Consider the following 22,555-nt stretch of genomic DNA (forward strand, 5'->3'; position numbering starts at 1 on the left):
AGAAAGGTTATTTTATTTGAAGGGAAGTCGGAAAGTACATCCATTCTTCCAGTTACTACAACCATATGCCGTTTTCCCCTTGATAATCTTACCTTTTCCACATATCGGACAAACTTGTCCTATGATAGAATCATTAGGCTCTAGTTTAACGGTAGGACTATTTGAAGATTCCTTATCTTTAGAACTCTTCTTCCTAGTCTTCTTGGAAGTTTTCTTTTTTACTTTCAAATCCTCTTCGGAGAGAACTGTTACATGTCGATTGCTGTTGTCTGAAAGAACGTCTTTGACAATCTCGTTGATCTGAACTTTGAGTTCCGAGATAAACTGCGCAGGATCATAAGTACCATGCTCAATATCACGAAGTTTCTTCTCCCATATACCCGTCAGTTCACAACTTTTAAGGAGTTCCTCATGGATAGTGTCTATGAGTTCGATACCTGTAGGTGTCGCAACGAGGTTCTTACGTTCTCTGCGGATATAGTGTCGCTTGAAAAGCGTCTCGATGATACCTGCTCTAGAAGAAGGACGTCCAATACCATTTTCTTTGAGAGCAGCACGAAGCGTTTCGTCTTCTACGAACTTTCCGGCTGTCTCCATGGCTCGTAATAATGTAGCCTCAGTATAGTATTTAGGAGGAGTTGTCTGTTTCTCAGTCAGCGTTGGCGTATGTTCTCCGCTTTCTCCCTTCGTGAAAGTAGGAAGAGTGCGCTCTTCGTCACCTTTCTTATTATCTTCGTCATCATCTTGTTTCACCTCTTTTTGATAGATGACCCTCCATCCAGGTTCTAATATTTCCTTTCCACTGACTTTGAATTCGATATCCTCTACTTTTCCTATTACTGTGGTTGTAGAGAATTTACAGTCAGGATAGAATACAGCGATAAATCTCTTTGCGATTAAGTCAAAGACGTTCTGCTCAATATTCGTAAGTCCAACGGGAGAAACTCCTGTCGGGATGATAGCATGGTGATCGGTTACTTTGCTTGTATCGAAAACCTTCTTGCTCTTGGTTAATTTCTTGCCAAGGGCAGCAAGATTCTTTATCGGTTCTAGATATATCGGTTGACTACCAATTTTAGTCTGACTTAATCCATTGAGGATGTTTGGGCATTTAGGATAGATGTCGTCACTAAGATATTGTGTGTCAACACGAGGATAAGTGGTAACCTTCTTCTCATAAAGACTTTGAACCGTGTTCAAGGTCATCTCGGCAGAATATCCAAACTTCTTGTTGCATTCCACCTGTAATGATGTAAGGTCATAAAGATGAGGAGGTGCTTCGGAACCCTTCTTCTTCTGTACAGAAGTTACGCAGAAAGGTTTCCCCGCTATTGTCTCAAAAGCCTTTTCACCCTCTTCCTTGCTGGTAAATTTACCTTTTGTTGCAGTAAACTGGGTGTCACGATAGATCGTAGCAAGTACCCAATAAGGTTCTGGCTTAAAGTTGTCTATCTCCTTCTGTCTGTTTACGATAAGTGCAAGCGTAGGGGTCTGAACCCTTCCGATACTGAGGACCTGACGGTTCTGCCCATACTTGAGCGTATAGAGGCGTGTAGCATTCATGCCGAGAATCCAGTCACCGATAGCTCGGGATAGTCCTGCAAGGTAAAGAGATTGGTATTTGTCTTCTTCTTTTAGCTCTTGGAACCCTTGTTTGATAGCTTCATCAGTCATAGAGGAAATCCACAATCTCTTTACAGGACACTTTACCTGAGCTTTTTGCATGACCCATCTTTGAATAAGTTCACCTTCCTGTCCGGCATCACCACAGTTGATGATTTCGTCAGCTTGGGAATATAACTTTTCGATGATACCAAATTGTCTCTTGATACCATCGTCATTAATCAGTTTGATGCCGAATCTTGGAGGAATCATGGGTAATGCCGCCAAACTCCAACGTTTCCACATTGGTGTGTAGTCGTCGGGCTCCTTTAATTCGCATAGATGACCAAAGGTCCAGGTCACCTGATACCCATTTCCTTCCATGTATCCATCATGCGAAGTTGTGGCTCCTAAAATGCGGGCAATGTCTTTGGCTACGCTCGGTTTCTCAGCAATACATACTATCATGAGGGCAAAGTTACTAAAAAATAATAATTTATGTACTATTTAGCTTCTTTTTTCTTTTTTTATTACTACCTTTGGGAGCTAAATATTGTATTAAACCTCATGGTTAAAATGAAAATAGGCTTATTTATCCCTTGTTATGTAGATGCTTTATTCCCGGAAGTAGGAATTGCTACTTATAAATTATTAAAGCATTTTAATTTGGATGTTTCTTATCCTGATAAGCAGACTTGTTGTGGACAGCCCATGGGAAATGCTGGCTTTGAGAATATGTCGGTGGAACTTGCAAAACGATTTGATGAGAAATTCAAGGACTTTGATTATGTGGTAGCGCCCTCTGTATCTTGTTCCGCTTATGTTCGCGTTAATTATCCAAATCTTCTTAAAGGACAGCACGAGTGTGTTACCTCAGAAAAAATTATGGATGTGGTAGAATTTATCCACGATGTAGTGAAACCGGATTCGCTTCCAGGTTCATTCCCTCATGTTGTGAGTGTACACAACAGTTGTCATGGCGTAAGGGAATTGAATTTGTCATCTCCATCGGAACAAAATATAGCTCCTTTTAATAAGATTATCGATTTGCTTCAGTTGAAGGAAGGCATCACGATAAAAGAGCCAGAACGAAAAGACGAATGTTGCGGATTTGGCGGAATGTTTGCTGTGGAAGAACCTGATGTCTCAACACGTATGGGCATTGACAAGATCAACAGACATATTGCTACGGGCGCAGAATATATAACAGGACCTGATAGTAGTTGTCTGATGCACATGAAAGGTATTGCCAATCGACAGAAAAAAGATATTAAGTTTATTCATGTCGTTCAGATTTTGGCAGCAGGTCTATAAATTGATTTCTAAGTATAGTTATGAGTACAAGTCATAGTAAAAAGTCGAAAGAAATCTTAAAGGATTTTGGGAAGATAACCCGACACGATCAAACCTTTTGGTCGGTACGTGTAAAAAGAGATATTGTGGCTAAGCAACTTCCCGAGTGGGAAGCACTTCGTCAGAAAGCTAGTGAGATCAAGCGGCACACGATTAGTCATCTCGCTGATTATCTAGAAGAGTTTTCTAAAAATTTAGAGAGTCGAGGTGTTATTGTTCATTGGGCTAAGGATGCTCAGGAGTTCAATGAGATCGTTTATGGGATCTTGGAATCGCACAAGGTAAGCAAGATGGTTAAGTCGAAATCTATGCTTACTGAGGAATGTGAGATGAACAAGTATCTCATGGAGCGTGGTATTGATGTTGTAGAAACCGACTTAGGTGAGCGTATCATCCAGTTGTTGAATGCTAAACCTGCACATATTGTTATGCCTGCCATCCATATCACTAGAGAAGAGGTTGGTAAACTATTTGAAGAGAAAGGTATCTCTAAGGAAATAGGTAATTATGATCCGACATATCTTACACGTTGTGCCCGTCATCATTTGCGCGACCAGTTTATGGACGCTCAGGCAGGTCTGACGGGATGTAACTTTGGTGTTGCAAAGACAGGTGATATTGTAGTATGTACGAATGAGGGTAATGCAGATATGACTACCTCAATGCCAAAGTTACATATCGTAGCAATGGGTCTTGAGAAGTTGATACCTGACTATGATAGTTTGGCTGTTTTCCAGCGTCTTCTCAGTAGATGTGGTACAGGACAGCCGACAACAACATTTACTTCCCATTTCCGTCAGGCACGTCCAGGTGCAGAAATGCACGTTGTCTTATTGGATAATGGGCGTAGCGATATCATAGCCAATCAGGAGCATTGGGAAACATTAAAGTGTATCCGTTGTGGTGCATGTATGAATACATGTCCAGTGTATCGACGCTCTACAGGTTATAGCTATAGTTATTTCATTCCAGGTCCTATTGGTGTTAATTTAGGTATGCTTCATGACGAGAAGAAGCATAGCGGAAATGTAAGTGCATGTTCACTTTGTTTGAGTTGTGATTTTGTTTGCCCTGTTCATGTGAATCCTGGAAGTCAGATTTATTCATGGCGTCAGCAATTGGATAAGATCGGTACGGCAAATCCAGTGAAGAAATTCATGTCGAGAGGTATGAAGGTGTTATATGAACATTATCCTCTTTATGATACGGGATTAAAGTTCGCACCTCTTATTAATAAGTTACCATGGGCTATTGTTGGTAATCCAAAGCTCAATCCTTGGTGTGTGGGACATGATACCCCTAAATTTGCAAAAGAATCATTCCATGAGTTATGGAAGAAAGGTAAAGTAAAGTAATTATGAAGAAAGAACAATTATTTGCCAAACTTCGTGCAAATACTCATGTACAGTTTGACATGCCTGATATACAAATGGATGCCATTCAATACGAAGACACTTTGAAGCAGTTTGAAACAATTACTCAGTCTGTAGGTGGTAAAGTATTGGAGGTAGAAAAGGGAGCAGACCTGAATGCTCTGATAAAGAAGAGCTATCCAGATGCAAAGATTATAGCAAGTAATGTTCCCGGAATTCTTGCACAAAGAAATCCGGATACCGTTGCTGAGGCTCAGGAACTGAATGGTACCGACGTTGGTGTTGTTCGTGGAGGTCTCGGCGTGGCAGAGAATGCCTGTGTATGGATACCACAGACCATGAAAGAGAAAGCTGTTTGTTTTATCTCTGAAAATCTTGTTATTCTTCTCAATAAGAGAGATATCGTCAATAATATGCACGAGGCATATAAACGAATAGAGATGGATCCAAAATATAATTTTGGAACCTTTATTAGTGGCCCAAGCAAGACTGCAGATATAGAACAAGCTTTGGTGATGGGAGCGCAAGCTGCCAGAGATGTAACGGTGTTCCTTTTAGACGAATAATATGATCAACCGATATGGAATCGGTTGATAACGTTTACGATATACTTAGCATCCTCTGTCGTCATGGTTTGATTGCATGGGATGCTAAGTTCTGTTTGATGAATTTGTTCTGTTATCGGTAAATCGAGATTTGCCAATTCTTTATAGCAATTCTGCTTATGTGGCGGAATAGGATAATGAATCATAGTCTCAACACCATTTTCTTCCAGATATTTTTTCAATTCATCGCGTTTGTCACAGAATATAGGAAAGATGTGATAAACATTATCAGCTATAGGATCGAATGATAGAGAAATATTTGGGTTGCAGATATGTTCTATATAATAGTTAGCAATCTTCCTTCTATAATTGTTCTCCTTATCCAGATATTTGAGTTTCATATTTAGAACAGCAGCTTGTATCTCATCAAGTCGACTGTTTTTTCCTTTGAAAGGGAAAACATATTTCTTATTGCTTCCATAGTTGCCCAAGGCTCTGATCATATCAGCCAGTTTCTTATCGTTTGTGGTTATAGCTCCAGCATCACCCAATGCTCCCAGATTTTTCCCGGGGTAAAAGCTATGGGCAGAAGCATCTCCTAAGTTACCGGTTCTTTTATCATAATATGTACAGCCCTGTGCCTGCGCATTATCTTCGATGAGCAACAGATTGTGTTTCTTGCATAATTCAGCAATAGGTTCACTCATAGCACATCGTCCATACAGATGTACCAATAAAATAGCTTTTGTTTTTTTCGTTATCGCTTTTTCTGCCAAGAAATCATCAAGTTCGAGCGAAGAATAATAAGGGTCGACGAGAACAGGTTTGAGATGATTCTCGGTGATGGAAAGTATAGATGCGATATAAGTATTTGCAGGAACGATAACTTCGTCATCATCCTTTAGCCGTCCCAATTCTTTATATGCTCTGAAGATAAGAGTCAGAGCATCAAGGCCATTGCCACATCCGACACAATAGGCAGAACCAATATAACGGGCATAGTTGTTTTCAAATTTAGAAACCATCTTTCCCCGAATATACCAACCCTCGTCTATTGTTTGAGAAACAGTTTTATGTATTTCTCCACGATGCATTGCCGTTATCTTTTTGAGCGGTAAATAAGGAATTTTATATTTCTTCATATCTCATCTTATAATGTATATTCGTACCAATCGTAGCATACACCCCTTCCACCAAATCCTTCTTTCTGAAAGATTAAGTTTCTGTTTAGTGCACGACCGTCTCCGTCTGATGACTTTCCGAAGTCAAAGTATTGCCAATCTTTATAAACCTCATTCAGGAGATAATCGATAATGATGTCGATAGCCCCGAGCATCTTTCCTTCTTTTGAGGCAGATATATATTGGGTATGCACCACCTGAGGAGTTTCGTAGATAAGTACTCCACCTATAGGTCTTGTTTCTTGATAGGCCAAATACAGTTTGATATTCTGTGGAAATCTGGATTGCAGAAGTTGTATTTCTCGAAGAGAATGTACAGGAACAGCATGATATTTCTCATGAAGGTTCTGAGAGAGAATCTTCCAGAATGTTTCCAAATCCTCGCTCTCTTCGACCCTAATATGATGATGTCGTGCTTTTCTAAGCCCTGATTTTCTGGATTCAGTCCACTTGATTCTGTTTTCCATCATGATGGTAGAAGATATATGTCTCTCGATGATGCGTGCGTTGCATATATTGATGAGCGCATACAAGTCCTCTTCTGCTGGAATGCGATGATAGATCCAAGGAATGGCTTTATAGATGACCTTATCAAAACCATTCTTTTTAAGAAATTCATTTATAGCGGTAAAAATATCGCAGACATTAGCAGTCGTAACACTCATACTTGTGATAAGTCCACCATAAGTTAATCCAGCATGAGTCCATAACGTATGCTCTTCTCTATTTGCAGGAAGAAGAGCCACAACCCTCTGTTTGTGAAGAACGAGAAGAGAATAATCAGAGAATCGGTCTTCATGGTAATCCATGTAGTTACGATAAAACAGGAAAGTTCCTTGTTTCGAAATATCAACGAAATGGTTCCAGGTTTCTTCAAACTCTTTACGATATCTTTTTATTTCGAACATTCCAGATATTTTATATATTCTTGATAATCTCTGATATAATCATCTTCGGAAAATTCATCTTCGGCTAAAACCAAGCAGACTGCTCCACTGGAGAAGTCCTCTAAAGTTCGCCAAATCCCTCTGTCAACGATTAATCCTTGGTCGGGATGATTGAGAAGATAGGTTTCTTCATCTTTTCCATTGTTGAGTATTACGGAGAAAGAACCACTTATGGCCACCAACATCTCCCTACAATGTTTGTGAGCATGCCCTCCACGGTAAGAACCACTAGGAATATCATACGTCCAATATACCCTTTTGATATTGAAGGGAACATTCTTATATTGTTCCGCGACGGTAAGGTTACCGCGCGGATCAACAATCTTAGGTAGGGTTATTAATTTCCCTAATTTCATTATTTCTTCATATAAGGATCTGTTCCCAATACAGTTTTGGCAAGGCGCTTGGCCTTATCACGAAGAGCATTAATATCGCTTCCAATCTCATCATAGCAAACGACCACACCCATACGGCGTCCGATATGTGCCTCAGGCTTTCCGAAAATTCTTACGCGAGCATGGTCTTCCTTACATACTTCCTCCAGATGATAGTCGAGAGGCTCTTTGGATTCTACAGGAGAAAGTATTACGGCAGAACATCCGTTATGTTCGAGATGAATGGCAGGAATGTTGAGACCCAATACAGCACGTAGGTGCAGTTCGAATTCGCTCATATTCGTAGAATGGCTCAATGTAACCATTCCTGTGTCATGAGGTCGTGGACTCAACTCAGAGAATATGACTTCTCCTTTCTTAGTGAGGAAGAACTCTACCCCCCAGATGCCATAACCCGTTAAAGCCTTAGTAACCTCGTCAGCCATATGTTCCGCAGCCTTCAAAGCCTCCTCGGAAATCCGATAAGGTTGCCAGCTTTCACGATAGTCTCCACCTTTTTGAATATGTCCGATAGGAGGACAGAAAAGGGTAGGGCCATTCTTTTGAGTCACCGTGAGAAGAGTAAACTCACTCTCAAAGTCGATGAATTCCTCGATGATAACCTCTTTTACGTCACCACGAGCCCCTTCCATAGCATTTTCGAAAGCCTCTTTCAGTTCATCATCGTTATGAACATAACTTTGGCCATGTCCGGATGAAGACATCAAAGGCTTTACAACGCATGGAAAACCGATTTCGTCAGCAGCATTCTTGAACTCATCAAAGGTCTTAGCGTAGAAATATTTTGCTGTTCTTAGGCCCAGTTCTTTCGCAGCGAGGTCACGGATAGCACGGCGATTCATTGTATAGTTCACCGCACGTGCAGAAGGAACCACCTGAATACCTTCCTTCTCGAAATCGAACAACCGTTCTGTTCTGATAGCCTCAATTTCTGGGACGATGATGTCAGGACGGTGCTTTTCAACGATTCGTGCCAGTTCGTCGCCGTTCAGCATGTTAATAACTTCACATTCATCGGCAACCTGCATGGCAGGTGCTTTAGGATAGTGGTCGCAAGCGATAACATATACCCCTGCACGCTTGGCCGCGATTGTGAATTCCTTGCCCAGTTCTCCTGAGCCTAACAACATAATTTTTTTCATAATGTCTTTTAGTGTTATTTTGTTGTATCTTAGAGTGTTCGTCCGTGACGATCTTCACCATACATGATATCGTAATATTTTTGATAATCACCAGATGTAACCTCTTCTATCCATTGTTGGTTTTCCAGATTCCATTTGATGGTCTTGACGATACCGTCAGCGAATTTTGTTTCAGGATACCAACCCAGTTCATCTTTTATCTTCGTTGGGTCGATAGCATACCGCTGATCATGTCCAAGTCGGTCAGCCACATGAGTTATCAAGTCATCATTGATCCAACTGATATCGATATCACCATTGGCATCTTTAACCTGTTTTTTAAGAACGTTTCTAAGTTCCTTATCATTTTCCATCATGTCATGGATAGTCTTGATGGTAAGTTTCACGATGTCGATGTTCTTCATCTCATTATGTCCACCCACATTGTAAACCTCGCCTTCGCGACCCTCGCGTACTACCATATCAATAGCCTTACAATGGTCTTCTACATACAACCAATCTCGTACGTTGAGACCTTCTCCGTAAACAGGAAGTTTCTTGCCCTCCAAGATGTTATTGATCATTAAAGGAATAAGTTTCTCTGGGAAATGGTAAGGACCATAATTGTTAGAACATCTTGTAATTGTTACAGGCATATGGTAAGTGTCTCGATAAGCCATGACAATCATGTCAGCGCTGGTCTTGCTGGCAGAATAAGGACTATGTGGACAAAGAGGAGTCTTCTCCGTGAAATATCCTTCTGCACCGAGCGAGCCATACACCTCATCGGTAGAAACCTGATGATAGCGTTTCCCGGTCTTCCATGTAGGATATCCGTTCTCATCCTTTCCGGTAATCCAGGCTCTGCGTGCAGCATCCATAAGATTCTGCGTGCCCAGGATATTTACAGAAAGGAACAATTGAGGATCTTCGATGGATCTGTCAACATGGCTTTCAGCAGCAAAGTTGACAACATAGTCGATGTCATTTTCAGCAAACAGTTGGTCAGCGAGTTTTCTGTCTCTGATATCACCTTTTACGAAGAAGCAACGCTTATTGTCGATATCATCCTTAATCGTTCCCAAGTTTCCGGCATAAGTCAATGCATCAAGAACGATAATTTTGATATCTTCATTTTTATATTTTTTGTTGAGAAGATACTTGATATAGTTTGAACCGATGAAGCCTGCAGCTCCAGTTACTAGATATGTTTTCATATTTCGTTATTTGATTATTCTATAATACAGAATTGTTTTTTCCTAATTTAATAATTTCGAGGTCTTCAAATTTGTTACCGTCAATGGTCAACCTCACTACAGTTCTTTCCAGTTGCCAGCCTTGATGTCCGGCTGCTCCCGGATTGATATGTAACAAGTGGAGGTCACGGTCGTTCATGACTTTGAGAATATGAGAATGTCCACTGATGAACAAGTCAGGTGCGGAACCGATAATCTGACTTTTCACAGAAGGATCATATTTGCCCGGATATCCTCCGATATGTTTTATCATCACGTTGACATTCTCGCATTTGAATCTGAGGAGCTCCGGATATCTGCATCTTAAATCTGTACCGTCGCAGTTTCCATAAACGGCACGGAATTTAGGTTTCATCTCCTCAAACTTGTCTGCAACATATGTGGAGCCGATATCTCCCGCATGCCAAATCTCGTCGCATTCGTTCAGATAATATTCATATTTCTCATCCCAAAAGCCATGGGTGTCGCTGATAATTCCAATCTTCTTCATAGTGAGAATCTTTTTCTGATAAAGTCTGCAATAAATTTCTCAGTATCCTCGATTCCTAAGATGGACGAATTGATACAGAGATCATAGCTTTCGCTATGTCCCCATTTCTTCCCTGTATAATAATTATAATAGGTAGCACGTTCCGATTCATGCTCTTTGATGAATTTACGAGCTTCGTTTCTTGTTAACTCCTGACGCTTGCATACACGTTGTATTCTCTGGTCGATATTGGCAGTAATAAAGACATTGACCACATTCTTCATGTCTCTGAGGATATAGTCTGCGGTGCGACCAACAAATACACAATTACCCTCTTGGGCAGCCTCGTGGATAGCATCACTCTGAAACTTATACAGACTTTCCTGTGAGAACGTGTTGTTGTAGAAGTTGCCTCCACCGATCAGAGGTAAATGTATATGGAAAAGATTTTTCAGAAATCCTTTCTGTTCATCATTTTGTTCAAAGAACTCTTCAGAGAAACCACTTTCTTGTGCAGCAAGGTTTAGAATCTCCTTATCATAGAATTTGCAATTGAACTCCTCGGCCAGTTGTTTGGCGATGATGCGCCCTCCCGAGCCTATTTGTCTTCCGATATTAATGATTATCTTTTCCATAGTCAGGTTTTATTTGATTCTTGATTTTCTTGATATACCTTGTCACTATAATAAACGCAATGACCGAAGCTAGGAAATCACTTCCAGGCATTGACATCCAGACACCGTCAAGACCTATGAATACTGGTAATATAGCGAGTAGAGGTAACAATAGTAATAATTGTCTGCTTAATGACAGGAATATACTGATTTTTACTTTTCCGATACATTGGAATAGATTGGTCGTTACCATTTGGAAACCAATGAACGGGAACATAAACATGTTGAAGTGAATCGCGGTCTTGGCGATGTTTATCAAGGTAGGGTCAGTGGTGAACATACGTGCTATGGTTCCTGGTATCAACATACTGAAGAGCCATCCCGTGGTCATGATACAAGTAGCGCCGATAACAGACAATTTGAATACTCGCATCAGGCGGTCAATCTGTTGCGCTCCGTAATTGTAACCCGCAATAGGTTGCATACCTTGGTTCAGACCGATGACGAACATGACGAACACGGTAGCTATGGCATTCGAGATGCCATAAGCGCCTACAGCCATATCCCCACCATATTTTACAAGTTGATTGTTCACGAAGATGACGATAATACAAGCGCATACGTTCATCAGGAACGGACTGATTCCTATTTCAATGATATTCTTTACGAGTTCCGTTTTCAGTTTATAGATTCCCTTTTTCAGATGCAACATTTCTTTTTTGTTGCTGAAGGCCTTCATCTGCCAGCATAATGCCAGAGCCTGTGAGATGATTGTTGCAAATGCAGCGCCACGTATTCCCCAATGCCACCATAATATGAAGATGACATCAAGCAGAATATTCATCGCCACCGTAAAGATCGTTGCCGTCATGGCCATTTTGGGTTTAGAAGCTGCACGGAGCACGGCATTCATACCAAGATACATATGACTGATGACATTTCCGGTAAGGATGACCTCCATGAAACTGCGAGCGTATGGAAGGGTAGCATCGCTTGCACCGAAAAATCTCAATATCGGGTTGAGAAAAGTAAGACATATAATCGTGAATCCAATACCGATGATCAGGTTCAAGGTAATCGTATTGCCCAGCAAGTTTTCTGCGGTCAGATAATCCTTCTGTCCTAATTTCACGGATATGGCCGTTGACGCTCCCACACCCACAGCAGCGCCGAAAGCACCGGCAAGATTCATGAAAGGAAAGGTAATGGCCAGACCGGCGATAGCATCCGGTCCTACGATCTGTCCGATAAAGATTCTGTCGATGATGTTATATAGTGATGAGGCAGTCATCGCTATAATAGCAGGGAGTGCATATTGCCAGAGCAAATGCCCTATAGGTTTTGTGCCTAATTCTAAAGTTGCTGTTTTATTACTCATACGTTTGCAAATTTACAAATTTTCTTTGATACAGATTAGAATTAAAGAATAAAAAGATAGTTATAATTTTGTATTTTGGTTTAATTGTATTATTTTTGCACATCGAACACTTTAATGATCAAGGCGATGAAGAAATGTATTCTTATTTTTTTATTAATGCTTGTGAGTATGTTTGGATATGCTAGACATATGGAACTTGTTTCTTTCCCTGGTGGAAAGTGTATTCTCTATCGTCTGTATCTCACAGATAAGAAAGGAACGCATTTCTCTCTTGATGATCCATCACAATATCTTTCTTCCCGTGCGATACAGCGACGTATCAATCAGCGCATTGCGATAGATTCTACCGACCTTCCGGTCTCTATTCCCTATTTGGCTGCTTTGAAACAGTATGGAATAGAAATCGTAGGGAAGAGTAAATGGAATAATACCGTGTTGGTTCGTCTCTCTTCGGAGAAGAAAACAAAGATATTCCACGAACTTCCTTTCGTGAAGGCATTCAAAAAGGTATTCGAGGCTCCCGATTCAGTAAAAGAAAGTGTTCGTTCCCGTTTCCATAAAGAACTGAGCCAGTGGCAAGCCATGTCCAGTGACTATGGAACTTCCGAGAAGCAAATCAAGAACCTTAACGGTATTAATTTGCATAACCAAGGCTATCGGGGTGATGGAAAGATGATAGCCATCTTCGATGGTGGATTTATGAATGTCGATCGCATATCTGCTTTCCATGATATCAATATGATAGGATATGCCGATTTTGTGTATCCCAAGTCGTCTAATATCTTTCAGGAAATGGAGCATGGCACGATGGTCCTGTCTGTTTTAGCGACCAATTCTCCTAATTACTATGTAGGAACAGCCCCTAATGCTTCTTACGTTTTGGTCCGTTGCGAGGATGATCGCACCGAAAGTCCGGCCGAAGAAGACTATTGGACAGAAGCTGCCGAATATGCTGACAGTTTAGGCGTTGATGTCATCAATAGTTCGTTGGGCTATCATGAGTTTGACGATAAGACCCAGAATTATTCTTACGAAGATCAAGATGGCCATACAGCGATGATATCCCGCACGGCATCGATGCTTGCAGACAAAGGCATCGTCCTTGTCAATAGCGCAGGCAATGAAGGTATGGGAACATGGAAGAAAATAAATTTTCCTGCCGATGCCGAGAACATCCTCACGGTAGGTGCTATAAACGACAAAGGTGTGAATGCTCCATTCAGTTCCATTGGCCCTACTGCCGATGGAAGGATAAAACCCGATGTCATGGCTTATGGAAGTCCCGTATCTGTAATCTCGGGTAGGGGAACGATCATCAATGATATAGGAACTTCATTCTCTGCACCGTTGGTTGCAGGAATGGTAGCTTGTCTCTGGGAAGCTTTACCTAATTTTACGGCCAAGCAGATTATCGAATTAGTGAAAGAGTCTTCTAATCGTTATTCCAATCCCAACAATATCTATGGATATGGTGTACCTGATTTTTGGAAGGCTTATCAGAAAGGACAAAAGCTGACGAAGTGAACAAACCTCTTACTTTATACGAATTAAATATTCAGATTCGCGACATAATAGAAGAAACGATGTCGGAATCATACTGGGTACAGGCAGAACTGTCGGATGTCAGAGAGAATAACGGCCATTGCTATATGGAACTTATTCAGAAAGACGAACGTTCCAACACACCGATAGCCAAGGCCCGAGCTTCTTGTTGGCGTAATACTTGGATGCTTATCCGACCTTATTTTGAACGGGTGACAGGACAGACCATGCATTCCGGGATGAAAGTTCTTTTGCAGGTTCATGCCCAGTTTCATGAGAACTTTGGATTTTCTTGGATTATAGAAGACATAAATCCCGAGTTTACGATTGGCGATATGGCTCGTAAGCGTCTGGAGATTATCCGTCAACTGAAAGAAGAGGGTGTATATGATTTACAGAAAGAACTTCATATTCCCATGTTCGCCCAGCATATAGCCGTAATCTCCAGTGAGACGGCGGCAGGATATGGCGATTTTTGTGATCAGTTGATAAACAATGATTTCGGTTTTCATTTTGCAACGCGTTTATATCCGGCGATAATGCAAGGTGAGGGGGTAGAGCAGAGCGTCATATCCGCCTTGAACCGGATCAACGAGGATATAGAACAGGGAGTGGCCATAGATGTTGTCGTGATTATCCGAGGTGGAGGTGCCACAAGTGACCTGTCAGGTTTTGACACCTTGGAACTTGCAGAAAATGTCGCAAACTTCCCAATACCGATCATTACCGGTATCGGCCATGAACGCGATGAGAGCGTACTTGATATGATATCCCATACGCGTGTGAAAACGCCTACGGCTGCGGCCGCCTTACTTATAGAAAACCTGATGGAAGTATGGCAGACCGTACAGAGCTTGGAAGATCGCATAACGAGTGTCGTCTCAGATCGCATCAAGCGTGAGTATCAGCAGTTGGAACATTTCTCCAAGACAATCCCACTGCAGTTTGCGATGCTCCAGCAGAAGAACCAGTTTCAGCTTGATACCATTACGAATAATCTTCGGCCTCTTCTTAAACGCTATATGATGCAGGAATCCCATCAATTGGAGATGTTAGGTCAGCGTATAAAGGCTCTCGACCCGCAAGTATTGTTGCTGCGCGGATATAGTATAACCCTTCATGACGGTAAAGCAGTGCGTGATGTGAAGAAACTGAAGTCGGGCGACGAAATAGAGACCCGAGTAGCTTATGGTACTATAAAATCAATTGTAAAATAGTAAGGATATGGATAAAGACTTGAAATATGAAGATGCAATCCGTGAACTTCAATCATTAACCTCGAGATTGGAACAAGGAAATATGGATGTTGATTCCTTAGGAGAGCAACTGAAGCGTGCAAAGTTTCTCATACAATATTGCAAGGATAAGTTGACAAAGACGGATGAAGAAATCAAAAAGATACTAGAAACGTCAAAATGATAACGCTTTTTATAAATAACTATTAAAAAGGTTGCAGTATATCAGAAAAACTTTGTAAATTTGCATCAATAACAAAGAACTTTTAAATATTTGTGTTATGAAAGATTTAGATTGGGCTAATTTGTCTTTCGGTTATCGTCAGACTGATTACAATGTCCGCTGCTACTATCGTGACGGCAAATGGGGCGAAGTTGAGGTTTGCTCCGATGAGTATTTGAAATTGCACATGGCAGCAACTTGTCTGCATTACGGACAGGAAGCTTTCGAGGGTTTAAAAGCATATCGTTGCCCAGATGGTAAGGTACGCATATTCCGTGTTGAGGAGAATGCTGCTCGTTTGCAGAGTACTTGTCGAGGAATAGTAATGCCTGAAGTTCCAACAGAACTTTTTGTTGAAATGGTAAAAAAAGTGGTTCGCTTGAATCAGGAATATATTCCTACTTATGAGAGTGGTGCCACACTTTATATCCGTCCTTTGTTGATTGGTACAAGTGCTCAGGTTGGTGTTCATCCTTCTAAAGAGTACTGCTTCTTGATTTTCGTTACTCCTGTTGGTCCATACTTCAAGGGTGGTTTTGCATGCAACAAGTATGCTATCGTTCGTGATTGGGACCGTTCTGCTCCTTTAGGTACCGGTATCTATAAGGTAGGTGGTAACTATGCGGCTTCTCTTCAGGCTCATACTTTTGCAGCCAACAAGGGTTATAGTTCAGAGTTCTATCTCGACTCTAAGGAAAAGAAATATGTAGACGAATGTGGTGCTGCCAATTTCTTTGGTATCAAGGATAATACCTATGTTACTCCTAAGAGTACATCAATACTTCCTTCTATTACCAATAAGAGTTTGATGCAGATTGCGGAAGATTTAGGATTGAAGGTGGAGCGTCGTCCTATTCCGGAGGAAGAACTTGCTACCTTTGAGGAGGCCGGAGCTTGTGGTACCGCTGCCGTTATCTCTCCAATTTCACAGTTGGATGATCTTGATACGGGTGTTTCTTACAAGTATGGTGAGAAACCGGGTCCTTGGTCTACCAAACTCTATGAGACTCTTCGTGGTATTCAGTATGGTACTGTGGAGGATAAGCATGGATGGACAACTGTTGTTATCGAATAATATTTTAAATTTAGTAATAATCTTTTAAGGAAAGGAGGGGATGTTTAAACCTTCATCTCCTTCTTCCTTTTTAATTAATCACAATCATTTTATGGATACTATTGGAAATTACAAAAATCGTGCTCTTGCATCTTTAGACTCTAATTGGGGTAAGGCCGTGTGTTGTACTCTTGTTTACATGGTTTTATCTTATGTTGCCCAGCAGATGTTTCTCAGCTTTTATGATGTGAGTACACATGAATACACTTTTTCTGTTTTTGTACCGTTAGGTGGAGTCTTTGCTTTGCTGTTGTTCCCAATGAACTGGAGTTTTCAAACTTTGTTCTTAGACATTGTTCGTGGACAGAAAGCAAGTGTTGAGAATTTGTTTGATGGTTATAAGGATGGTAAATTTGCTAAGACCTTCTGTTTGGGTTTATTGGTTTCAATTTTCGTTTTCCTTTGGACCTTGTTGCTGATCGTTCCCGGAATCATTAAGTCTTATTCATATAGCATGTCTCCTTATATATTAAAGGAAAATCCAGATATGGATGCCTTGGAGGCTATCAATGAAAGTATGCGTTTGATGGATGGTCATAAGATGGAGTTGTTCCTTCTCGATTTGAGTATGATCGGTTGGGCTATCTTGTGCTGCCTTACCTGTGGTATCGGTACTTTGTTCCTGACTCCTTATGTCTATTCATGCCACGCTCATTTCTATGAGGATCTCAAGAAAGAGAATATGTAATACGTAGTATTTCGTAAACAATATAGTAAAAACGGAAGGTTTACTTTTAGTGTAGACCTTCCGTTTTTTATGATATTTTCACTTAACGAATCTTTCATTCTTTAATTCTCAACCTATAAAGGATGCCCATAATTAGCGAATTTAGATTCAAAGATGGAATGATTAGGAATATTGAAATTACGGGTAAAATGTAATCGCTTGATTATCAATTGGTTATAATTTTGCTCATAGTTTCGTCATCAAAATATACTGGGAAAATCGACTCATTCAGTTAACTGCAGAGGGCTATACACCTACTCGCATCACTTTACGAAGTTAACTTCGTAAGCTGATGAAGTTAACTTCGTTTGAAAAGTCAATTTGTAGAGAGGGAACTTTTTGTATTTTGGAGGCTTAAGCGACTCCGGAATTTTCTAGAAGAAACAAAGAACTGTACACGATTTCTGTTAACAGTTCCCGGAGAAAGTTTAAATATTATAAAATGTTCCTTCGGGATGCCTTCTGGATGCCTTCTGGATTCGTTCGGGATCTTGCGCTTGCCAACGCCACCTAAAGAAGTCGAATTTACAAATTATAAGATTCTTCCATGAAGGCTAAATTTAAGAACCGGATATATCGTCAACTTGTTCAGAATCTTGGAAAAATCGTCATCAGCTTTCTGCTTGTCCTTTTCTTTCAACTCCTGATCGGTTCCATGTTCATCTTTATAGTACAACTTAGAAGTACCGTGGAATTGAGCACCCAACTCTACTCGGAAGGCCAGTCTACTCTTCGGTACGAGTCGGCCTACTCCTAATCCTACATACGGACGAAATCCACTCACCTTGGCATAACCGTCTACATCTCCGTTTTTGCTGATTGGAAGCACATATTTTTCGAGGTCGAGGTTGATTTCTACATCTTCAAATCTCTTACCATAGTCCAGCCACTCATGATAGTAGTGCTTGATATCCTCGCTATGTCCCTTCAGTTTAATGAGTTTGGCACCACCAAAGGAGAAACCTGCTGCGATAAAGAAGGAACTATTGTTAAAAGGATAATAATCAAGTCTGACGTGTCCTATAGTACGACCGATGTTGCCTTCTACTTCTACTTCCTTGACATTAAACGGGGTACCGTTCGGATAGGTCAGGTTATCTATGGATTTATCAATTTTCACGTTTCCTTTAATTTTGAAGGCAGGCATTTGGTCGAACCCTACGCTAATATCAAAATGGTTGCCGATAGGGGCTGCGATATTCGCTCCCCATCCTTCAGTACCTGCACCCAGACCTATACCAAAGGTATTAAAATATCCAAACGACTTTTGGGCTGACGCGCCCACGAATGGCAATAAAGTTATTGCCAACAACATCATAACCTTTTTCATCGTAATTACAGTTTTTAGTTAATAGAAGATCATTTATTTTTGGCAAAAATAAACATTAAACTGATACCAAACAAGTGTATCTTTGTTTTTCTGTTATTAAAAACTCTCATACACCAAACCGTATATGAGAGTTCTTGTTTATTTTAGCAAATCATGAATTATTAATTTCCTTTCTTCTCATTTAACTTATTATTGAAAAGTGTAGCAACAGCCTCGACACTATCAGCATGTTTATACTCCATGATTTCTGTTATGTTGTTTTCCTTATAAGCTTTAATTTTTAGAACATCACCTGACAATTGCAAAAGATCAGCTCTCATATTTTCTGTACCGACTGTTATTGTGATAATACCATTGCTCAATGTCCATGTTGCATTTGTAAGTTTCGAGTCTGCATTCCAATTATTTTCAGCACGAGCCCAATACTCTCCGAATATACAAGTACCATCGGAAGCTTTAAAGTCGATAACGCTAACAGATAATTTTTCACTAGTATTCTTTAAGCTATACCATACACCTTCAAGTTGAGCAGCGGTAATAGTAGGGTCTGGGGTATCTGAAGTATTAGGGTCACTAGGGTTACTTGGTGTTTCTCCACCCTGTCCGGTCTTATCCTTTAGCTTTGTATTGAAGACACTCAAGGCCTCTCCGGTATTATTAATGCGTTTCATTTCAACGATGTCAGTCGTTCCGTCATCAAAATGACGTTTAATCTTCAAAGTAGTTGAAGATAACTTCAAGATATCTCCCTTCATAGTATGCTTACCATCCGGTGCATCAACGACAGCCGTAAATGTGCCATTGCTCAATGCCCATGTCATCTTAAGGTCGTAGGTAGACGGAATCCAATTCTTACTTGCCTTAGCATCATTTTCAAGATATCTACCATTACCATTGGCCTGGATATTAAATATAAAAACTTCAAGGTCATGGTTGCTCTCTGTAACGCCATACCACATTCCTAAAATCTGACTTTCTGTAACTGTAGGGTCACCTCCACCACCAGTATCATCGTCATCACTACCACAAGCCACAAAGGCTACCGAACCAAATACCATGCAAAGCATAAGGGTAATTAATGAAAAAAACTTTTTCATAAGCCAAAAATAGTTAATAGATGTTTATACGAATATATTAATTATTGCTATGTTGCCATAGTCTATAGTTCTTACTGCGTAAAGAATAAGCAATTTTGTTAATTTTATAGATGTTTATGCGTTCTTATTTTTGTAACGGCAATTATAAAAAAAACTAAATAAGTTCCAAAAAAAAAGACGTTTTTTTTATCTTTTTAACTAAAATATTGCTGGCTTGCGGTAAAAAATAAGGTTCGTCGATAAAATCAATGTATTTATCAGACGAACCTTATTTTGTAATATGCAGAATTAAAATGACGCTTTATTTGTGCGTATCGTTTCCGCTTCGTTTATCTCGATGATAGCTTCTGTAATCATCGAGTTCAATTTCTACTTCAGGTTCTTTCAGTTCCCCCTCTTGAGGAAGTTGGAACTTTATATACTTAATGTTGAGGCCACGTTCTATCCACATACTCTCATAATAGGTCTGGATAGATAAAATCTTGCGAGTCTTATCATCGATACCCTCTGTGTGGTATAAGTCATCGGTAGAGAATACTACCGGCAATTTATTGACATCAACCATATATTTGGTATATGTAAATAAAAAGTTAGAATCCGTCTTCAGATGAATGATACCATTATCCTTTAAGAAGTGGCGATATCGCTCCATGAAGAAAGTACTGGAAAGACGCTTGTGCTCATTCTTCATCTGTGGATCGCTGAAGGTAAGCCAAATCTCGCTCACCTCATCCAATCCGAAGAAACGGTCGATGATTTCTATATTAGTACGCAGAAAAGCGACATTCTTCAATCCGGCTTCGATCGCCTGCTTTGCTCCTGTCCACATGCGTGCACCCTTGATGTCAACACCGACAAAGTTCATGTCAGGGTATAGCTTAGCTAACTCTACAGTATATTCACCCTTACCACATCCCAATTCGAGGACGATAGGGTTGTTGTTCTTGAAGTATTGCTCGTTCCAATGACCTTTCATCGCAAAAGGTTCATTACTGATGACAGAGAATGGATATTGAAAAACATTCTCGAAAGTTTCCATCTCGGCAAATTTGGCGAGTTTTCCTTTTCCCATAATGTTAATACTTAATATGATGTTACTGGAATTACATAAAAGATACGGCTAGGATCATGATCGAACATGATTTGGTCGAGAATGACACGATTGCTGGCCGCCTTGATATATATATGGTGACTACCCACGTAAAGATCTTTGTTGATGGTAGAGATAACCTGTCCTCTAACAAAATCTTTCTTGCTTGGGTCTATGTATATGGTCTCCCAATTACCAAAATCCACACGTATTTGTATCTGGTTGGTAACATTCGGGATGGTAGCTATTCGGATGGCATGAACCCCCTCTTGTCTTGTGTTGAAAGTGTATTCCAGCACATCGTTCTGATGGAGTACAACGGCATTGTTGCTATGACCCAACATCGGAATGGTAGTAATCTCTGCAGGCCCGGATGCGTACGAGATGGCATTGAGCGCAATACAGTTGCCCAACTGCTTTCTGAGCGGCTGCAAGTCATACTGATTGGTTGTCGCATATTGCTTCACCTGTTTATCCGTTAACTTGCCAGGGAGAATAGGTTCGACACTCTTGATGCCAAGAGGATCGTTGATTTCTTTTAGTCTTTGATAGGCCTTGAGACTGTTGGCCGCTGCAGCTAAAGCCTCCTCATCCTTATAGAATAATCCCGGACGGGCAATGTTGCGTGCCTCTTGAGCCTCGAGGTTCATCTCTGTCGTCGCTGCTGCAGCAATGACAGGATATTTGATGGTGGCGAAATAAGCAATCTTATTGTCAGAATCTACCAGACGATCTATACTTTCTATTCGTCGACTTAAATCCTGATATGCTGCAATATATCTCTCTAACTCATTACCAAATTCACTCTCATTGAAATCTGCATGAGCAAGAAGTTCCGGTTTGCATATTCCGATCAGACGATAATAGTCGCTCATCAGCGGCAAGAGTTTACGAGCCACCAAGTCACCAAACAACTGGGTGAGCCAGTTCTTGTAGTGCGCCTCCAGATTTTGTGCATTCACATATTGAGAGTTCCATGCCATATCCATGATGAGGGACAGATCGTAAGAGGCAACCTTAGGATGGTGACATCTGGTTATCCACATCTTTGTATCATGCGTATCGATGGCATTCTGCAACTGTTCATACACCACACCCGGTTGTACGGACGAAACGTTGATATCATTTTCCCTTTCCGAGATATATCCAAGATTTACGAAGACCGGATGTTTCGAGCTCTGATAGTCGAGTGTCTGTATGCCATAGTTGTCCGCTATCTTTCTGAAAGATTTGCTACAGATGAGTCTTTCCTCAGAACGATTGTTTGCCATGATGCAATTGCCCCGAAGTCGGACGAGGAGTCGGAACATCTTCTGATAGTCCTCGATCTTAAGAGTTTCCTTGCCATTAGGGAGCAGAGCGATGCCACGATAAGTTACCGATGGCCATTGAGTGGTCTGGAAAGATTTATCGATGGCAAGATACCTTACCTTCTTTGGCATAGCCTTGGTCACGTCAATCCATGGTGAGATACCGGCCATTCTGGATAATTCCAGTATGCCATAAGCAGTACCGATAGCGTTGCTTCCTACAATTACGATTCTGCCATTTCTTACACCTAAATAGAAGGCATCGGGCTTGGCAATGAAATTCTGGTAGGAGATATGATAAATTTCCAGATTCTTGAACTCCTTATTCGACATCATGTCCAACTGATAGATGTCGATGATTCCGTTATTCCGAGCGGTCGCCTTATGGCCGGTCTTAGCTTCCATATCGCTGGCAAACATGTTGACAGCCTCACGGACAACAGGTGAAACTTTTTTCTGTACATTATAGCTTACTGCATATTTGCCATTATACCAAATCAGGTCGGCTGCAGAAATTTTGGAGTGAATGGAACTAAAAAGCAAAAGTCCCAAGAACAGTATATTTTTTATTCTCATTGATTGCAAATTCATTGATTGCAAAGTTACTGAAAAACAGTGATTTACTGAAATAAATTAGTTTTTATTTGCTATTT

At 40.7% G+C, this 22,555-nt stretch carries 21 protein-coding genes; 8 read left to right on the forward strand and 13 right to left on the reverse strand.

Going from position 1 to position 22,555, the window contains the following annotated elements:
- Positions 1-12 precede the first annotated feature (12 nt).
- The gene (locus K333_RS0107675; RefSeq protein WP_024990268.1) at positions 13-2,070 is read right to left on the reverse strand and encodes a DNA topoisomerase 3; all 2,058 of its coding nucleotides are present in this window, start codon (positions 2,068-2,070) and stop codon (positions 13-15) included.
- A gap of 108 nt (positions 2,071-2,178) precedes the next feature.
- Between K333_RS0107675 and K333_RS0107680 the strand changes: the two genes are divergently transcribed.
- Genes K333_RS0107680 through K333_RS0107690 form a run of 3 tightly spaced genes read left to right on the forward strand, consistent with a single transcriptional unit; the run spans position 2,179 to position 4,894 of the window.
- Positions 2,179-2,916 (forward strand): (Fe-S)-binding protein, encoded by a 738-nt coding sequence (locus K333_RS0107680; protein ID WP_024990267.1) that lies wholly within the window; start codon positions 2,179-2,181, stop codon positions 2,914-2,916.
- 20 nt (positions 2,917-2,936) lie between these two features.
- On the forward strand, positions 2,937-4,310 hold the full coding sequence (locus tag K333_RS0107685; RefSeq protein ID WP_024990266.1) for a lactate utilization protein B: 1,374 nt from the start codon (positions 2,937-2,939) through the stop codon (positions 4,308-4,310).
- Between the two features lie 2 nt (positions 4,311-4,312).
- On the forward strand, positions 4,313-4,894 hold the full coding sequence (locus K333_RS0107690) for a LutC/YkgG family protein (RefSeq protein ID WP_024990265.1): 582 nt from the start codon (positions 4,313-4,315) through the stop codon (positions 4,892-4,894).
- 5 nt (positions 4,895-4,899) lie between these two features.
- Here the strand turns inward: K333_RS0107690 and K333_RS0107695 are convergent, their stop codons facing one another.
- Genes K333_RS0107695 through K333_RS0107730 form a run of 8 tightly spaced genes read right to left on the reverse strand, consistent with a single transcriptional unit; the run spans position 4,900 to position 12,234 of the window.
- Positions 4,900-6,015 (reverse strand): DegT/DnrJ/EryC1/StrS family aminotransferase, encoded by a 1,116-nt coding sequence (locus K333_RS0107695; protein WP_027452533.1) that lies wholly within the window; start codon positions 6,013-6,015, stop codon positions 4,900-4,902.
- 8 nt (positions 6,016-6,023) lie between these two features.
- Complete coding sequence (locus tag K333_RS0107700) at positions 6,024-6,962, reverse strand: GNAT family N-acetyltransferase (RefSeq protein WP_027452534.1); 939 nt, start codon at positions 6,960-6,962, stop codon at positions 6,024-6,026.
- Positions 6,950-7,360 carry a sugar 3,4-ketoisomerase gene (locus tag K333_RS0107705; RefSeq protein ID WP_024990264.1) on the reverse strand — a complete coding sequence of 137 codons (411 nt, stop codon included), beginning with the start codon at positions 7,358-7,360 and terminating at the stop codon, positions 6,950-6,952. Before K333_RS0107705 ends, K333_RS0107700 begins: the two co-directional genes overlap by 13 nt.
- The gene (gene purT, locus K333_RS0107710) at positions 7,357-8,541 is read right to left on the reverse strand and encodes a formate-dependent phosphoribosylglycinamide formyltransferase (protein ID WP_262498688.1); all 1,185 of its coding nucleotides are present in this window, start codon (positions 8,539-8,541) and stop codon (positions 7,357-7,359) included. Before purT ends, K333_RS0107705 begins: the two co-directional genes overlap by 4 nt.
- A 26-nt stretch (positions 8,542-8,567) precedes the next feature.
- Positions 8,568-9,734 carry a dTDP-glucose 4,6-dehydratase gene (gene rfbB, locus K333_RS0107715; protein ID WP_024990263.1) on the reverse strand — a complete coding sequence of 389 codons (1,167 nt, stop codon included), beginning with the start codon at positions 9,732-9,734 and terminating at the stop codon, positions 8,568-8,570.
- Positions 9,735-9,753: 19 nt separating this feature from the next.
- Positions 9,754-10,263, reverse strand: coding sequence for a metallophosphoesterase family protein (locus K333_RS0107720; protein ID WP_024990262.1), 510 nt, complete (start codon positions 10,261-10,263; stop codon positions 9,754-9,756).
- On the reverse strand, positions 10,260-10,877 hold the full coding sequence (locus K333_RS0107725) for a cytidylate kinase-like family protein (RefSeq protein WP_024990261.1): 618 nt from the start codon (positions 10,875-10,877) through the stop codon (positions 10,260-10,262). Before K333_RS0107725 ends, K333_RS0107720 begins: the two co-directional genes overlap by 4 nt.
- Positions 10,858-12,234 carry an MATE family efflux transporter gene (locus K333_RS0107730; protein ID WP_024990260.1) on the reverse strand — a complete coding sequence of 459 codons (1,377 nt, stop codon included), beginning with the start codon at positions 12,232-12,234 and terminating at the stop codon, positions 10,858-10,860. Before K333_RS0107730 ends, K333_RS0107725 begins: the two co-directional genes overlap by 20 nt.
- 168 nt (positions 12,235-12,402) lie before the next feature.
- On the opposite strand from K333_RS0107730, the gene K333_RS0107735 reads away from it, so the two are divergent.
- The 5 genes from K333_RS0107735 (at position 12,403) to K333_RS0107755 (ending at position 17,036) form a co-directional block, all read left to right on the forward strand.
- The gene (locus tag K333_RS0107735) at positions 12,403-13,758 is read left to right on the forward strand and encodes a S8 family peptidase (protein WP_244870418.1); all 1,356 of its coding nucleotides are present in this window, start codon (positions 12,403-12,405) and stop codon (positions 13,756-13,758) included.
- Positions 13,755-14,993: an exodeoxyribonuclease VII large subunit gene (gene xseA / locus K333_RS0107740; RefSeq protein ID WP_027452537.1), complete on the forward strand. Its 1,239-nt coding sequence runs from the start codon at positions 13,755-13,757 to the stop codon at positions 14,991-14,993. Before K333_RS0107735 ends, xseA begins: the two co-directional genes overlap by 4 nt.
- Before the next feature lie 7 nt (positions 14,994-15,000).
- Positions 15,001-15,195, forward strand: coding sequence for an exodeoxyribonuclease VII small subunit (gene xseB / locus K333_RS0107745; RefSeq protein WP_024990259.1), 195 nt, complete (start codon positions 15,001-15,003; stop codon positions 15,193-15,195).
- 97 nt (positions 15,196-15,292) lie between these two features.
- Complete coding sequence (locus K333_RS0107750) at positions 15,293-16,309, forward strand: branched-chain amino acid aminotransferase (protein ID WP_024990258.1); 1,017 nt, start codon at positions 15,293-15,295, stop codon at positions 16,307-16,309.
- A gap of 91 nt (positions 16,310-16,400) precedes the next feature.
- Positions 16,401-17,036 (forward strand): DUF975 family protein, encoded by a 636-nt coding sequence (locus K333_RS0107755; protein WP_024990257.1) that lies wholly within the window; start codon positions 16,401-16,403, stop codon positions 17,034-17,036.
- A 571-nt stretch (positions 17,037-17,607) separates the two neighbouring features.
- On the opposite strand, the gene K333_RS0107760 is transcribed toward K333_RS0107755, so the two are convergent.
- The 4 genes from K333_RS0107760 to K333_RS12105 all read right to left on the reverse strand — a co-directional run bounded on the left by K333_RS0107760 (position 17,608) and on the right by K333_RS12105 (position 22,478).
- A complete protein-coding gene (locus K333_RS0107760) occupies positions 17,608-18,405 on the reverse strand; it encodes a hypothetical protein (RefSeq protein ID WP_024990256.1) in 798 nt (265 codons plus the stop codon).
- Positions 18,406-18,566: 161 nt separating this feature from the next.
- On the reverse strand, positions 18,567-19,502 hold the full coding sequence (locus tag K333_RS0107765) for a hypothetical protein (protein ID WP_154653015.1): 936 nt from the start codon (positions 19,500-19,502) through the stop codon (positions 18,567-18,569).
- A 301-nt stretch (positions 19,503-19,803) separates the two neighbouring features.
- Positions 19,804-20,574, reverse strand: a complete 771-nt coding sequence (trmB, locus tag K333_RS0107770; protein ID WP_024990254.1) for a tRNA (guanosine(46)-N7)-methyltransferase TrmB — start codon at positions 20,572-20,574, stop codon at positions 19,804-19,806.
- Positions 20,575-20,585: 11 nt separating this feature from the next.
- Positions 20,586-22,478: a glycosyl hydrolase 115 family protein gene (locus K333_RS12105; RefSeq protein WP_051230899.1), complete on the reverse strand. Its 1,893-nt coding sequence runs from the start codon at positions 22,476-22,478 to the stop codon at positions 20,586-20,588.
- Positions 22,479-22,555 lie beyond the last annotated feature (77 nt).

The sequence above is a fragment of the Segatella albensis DSM 11370 = JCM 12258 genome (genome assembly GCF_000426565.1).
Classification (GTDB): Bacteria; Bacteroidota; Bacteroidia; order Bacteroidales; family Bacteroidaceae; genus Prevotella; species Prevotella albensis.

Excerpts from the sequence above, each read along its gene's own strand:
- K333_RS0107675 (WP_024990268.1), bottom strand. The coding sequence starts at position 2,070 with ATGATAGTATGTATTGCTGAGAAACCGAGCGTAGCCAAAGACATTGCC.
- K333_RS0107680 (WP_024990267.1), top strand. The coding sequence starts at position 2,179 with ATGAAAATAGGCTTATTTATCCCTTGTTATGTAGATGCTTTATTCCCG.
- K333_RS0107685 (WP_024990266.1), top strand. The coding sequence starts at position 2,937 with ATGAGTACAAGTCATAGTAAAAAGTCGAAAGAAATCTTAAAGGATTTT.
- K333_RS0107690 (WP_024990265.1), top strand. The coding sequence starts at position 4,313 with ATGAAGAAAGAACAATTATTTGCCAAACTTCGTGCAAATACTCATGTA.
- K333_RS0107695 (WP_027452533.1), bottom strand. The coding sequence starts at position 6,015 with ATGAAGAAATATAAAATTCCTTATTTACCGCTCAAAAAGATAACGGCA.
- K333_RS0107700 (WP_027452534.1), bottom strand. The coding sequence starts at position 6,962 with ATGTTCGAAATAAAAAGATATCGTAAAGAGTTTGAAGAAACCTGGAAC.
- rfbB (WP_024990263.1), bottom strand. The coding sequence starts at position 9,734 with ATGAAAACATATCTAGTAACTGGAGCTGCAGGCTTCATCGGTTCAAAC.
- K333_RS0107720 (WP_024990262.1), bottom strand. The coding sequence starts at position 10,263 with ATGAAGAAGATTGGAATTATCAGCGACACCCATGGCTTTTGGGATGAG.
- K333_RS0107725 (WP_024990261.1), bottom strand. The coding sequence starts at position 10,877 with ATGGAAAAGATAATCATTAATATCGGAAGACAAATAGGCTCGGGAGGG.
- K333_RS0107730 (WP_024990260.1), bottom strand. The coding sequence starts at position 12,234 with ATGAGTAATAAAACAGCAACTTTAGAATTAGGCACAAAACCTATAGGG.
- K333_RS0107735 (WP_244870418.1), top strand. The coding sequence starts at position 12,403 with ATGTTTGGATATGCTAGACATATGGAACTTGTTTCTTTCCCTGGTGGA.
- xseB (WP_024990259.1), top strand. The coding sequence starts at position 15,001 with ATGGATAAAGACTTGAAATATGAAGATGCAATCCGTGAACTTCAATCA.
- K333_RS0107750 (WP_024990258.1), top strand. The coding sequence starts at position 15,293 with ATGAAAGATTTAGATTGGGCTAATTTGTCTTTCGGTTATCGTCAGACT.
- K333_RS0107755 (WP_024990257.1), top strand. The coding sequence starts at position 16,401 with ATGGATACTATTGGAAATTACAAAAATCGTGCTCTTGCATCTTTAGAC.
- K333_RS0107760 (WP_024990256.1), bottom strand. The coding sequence starts at position 18,405 with ATGAAAAAGGTTATGATGTTGTTGGCAATAACTTTATTGCCATTCGTG.
- K333_RS0107765 (WP_154653015.1), bottom strand. The coding sequence starts at position 19,502 with ATGAAAAAGTTTTTTTCATTAATTACCCTTATGCTTTGCATGGTATTT.
- trmB (WP_024990254.1), bottom strand. The coding sequence starts at position 20,574 with ATGGGAAAAGGAAAACTCGCCAAATTTGCCGAGATGGAAACTTTCGAG.
- K333_RS12105 (WP_051230899.1), bottom strand. The coding sequence starts at position 22,478 with ATGAGAATAAAAAATATACTGTTCTTGGGACTTTTGCTTTTTAGTTCC.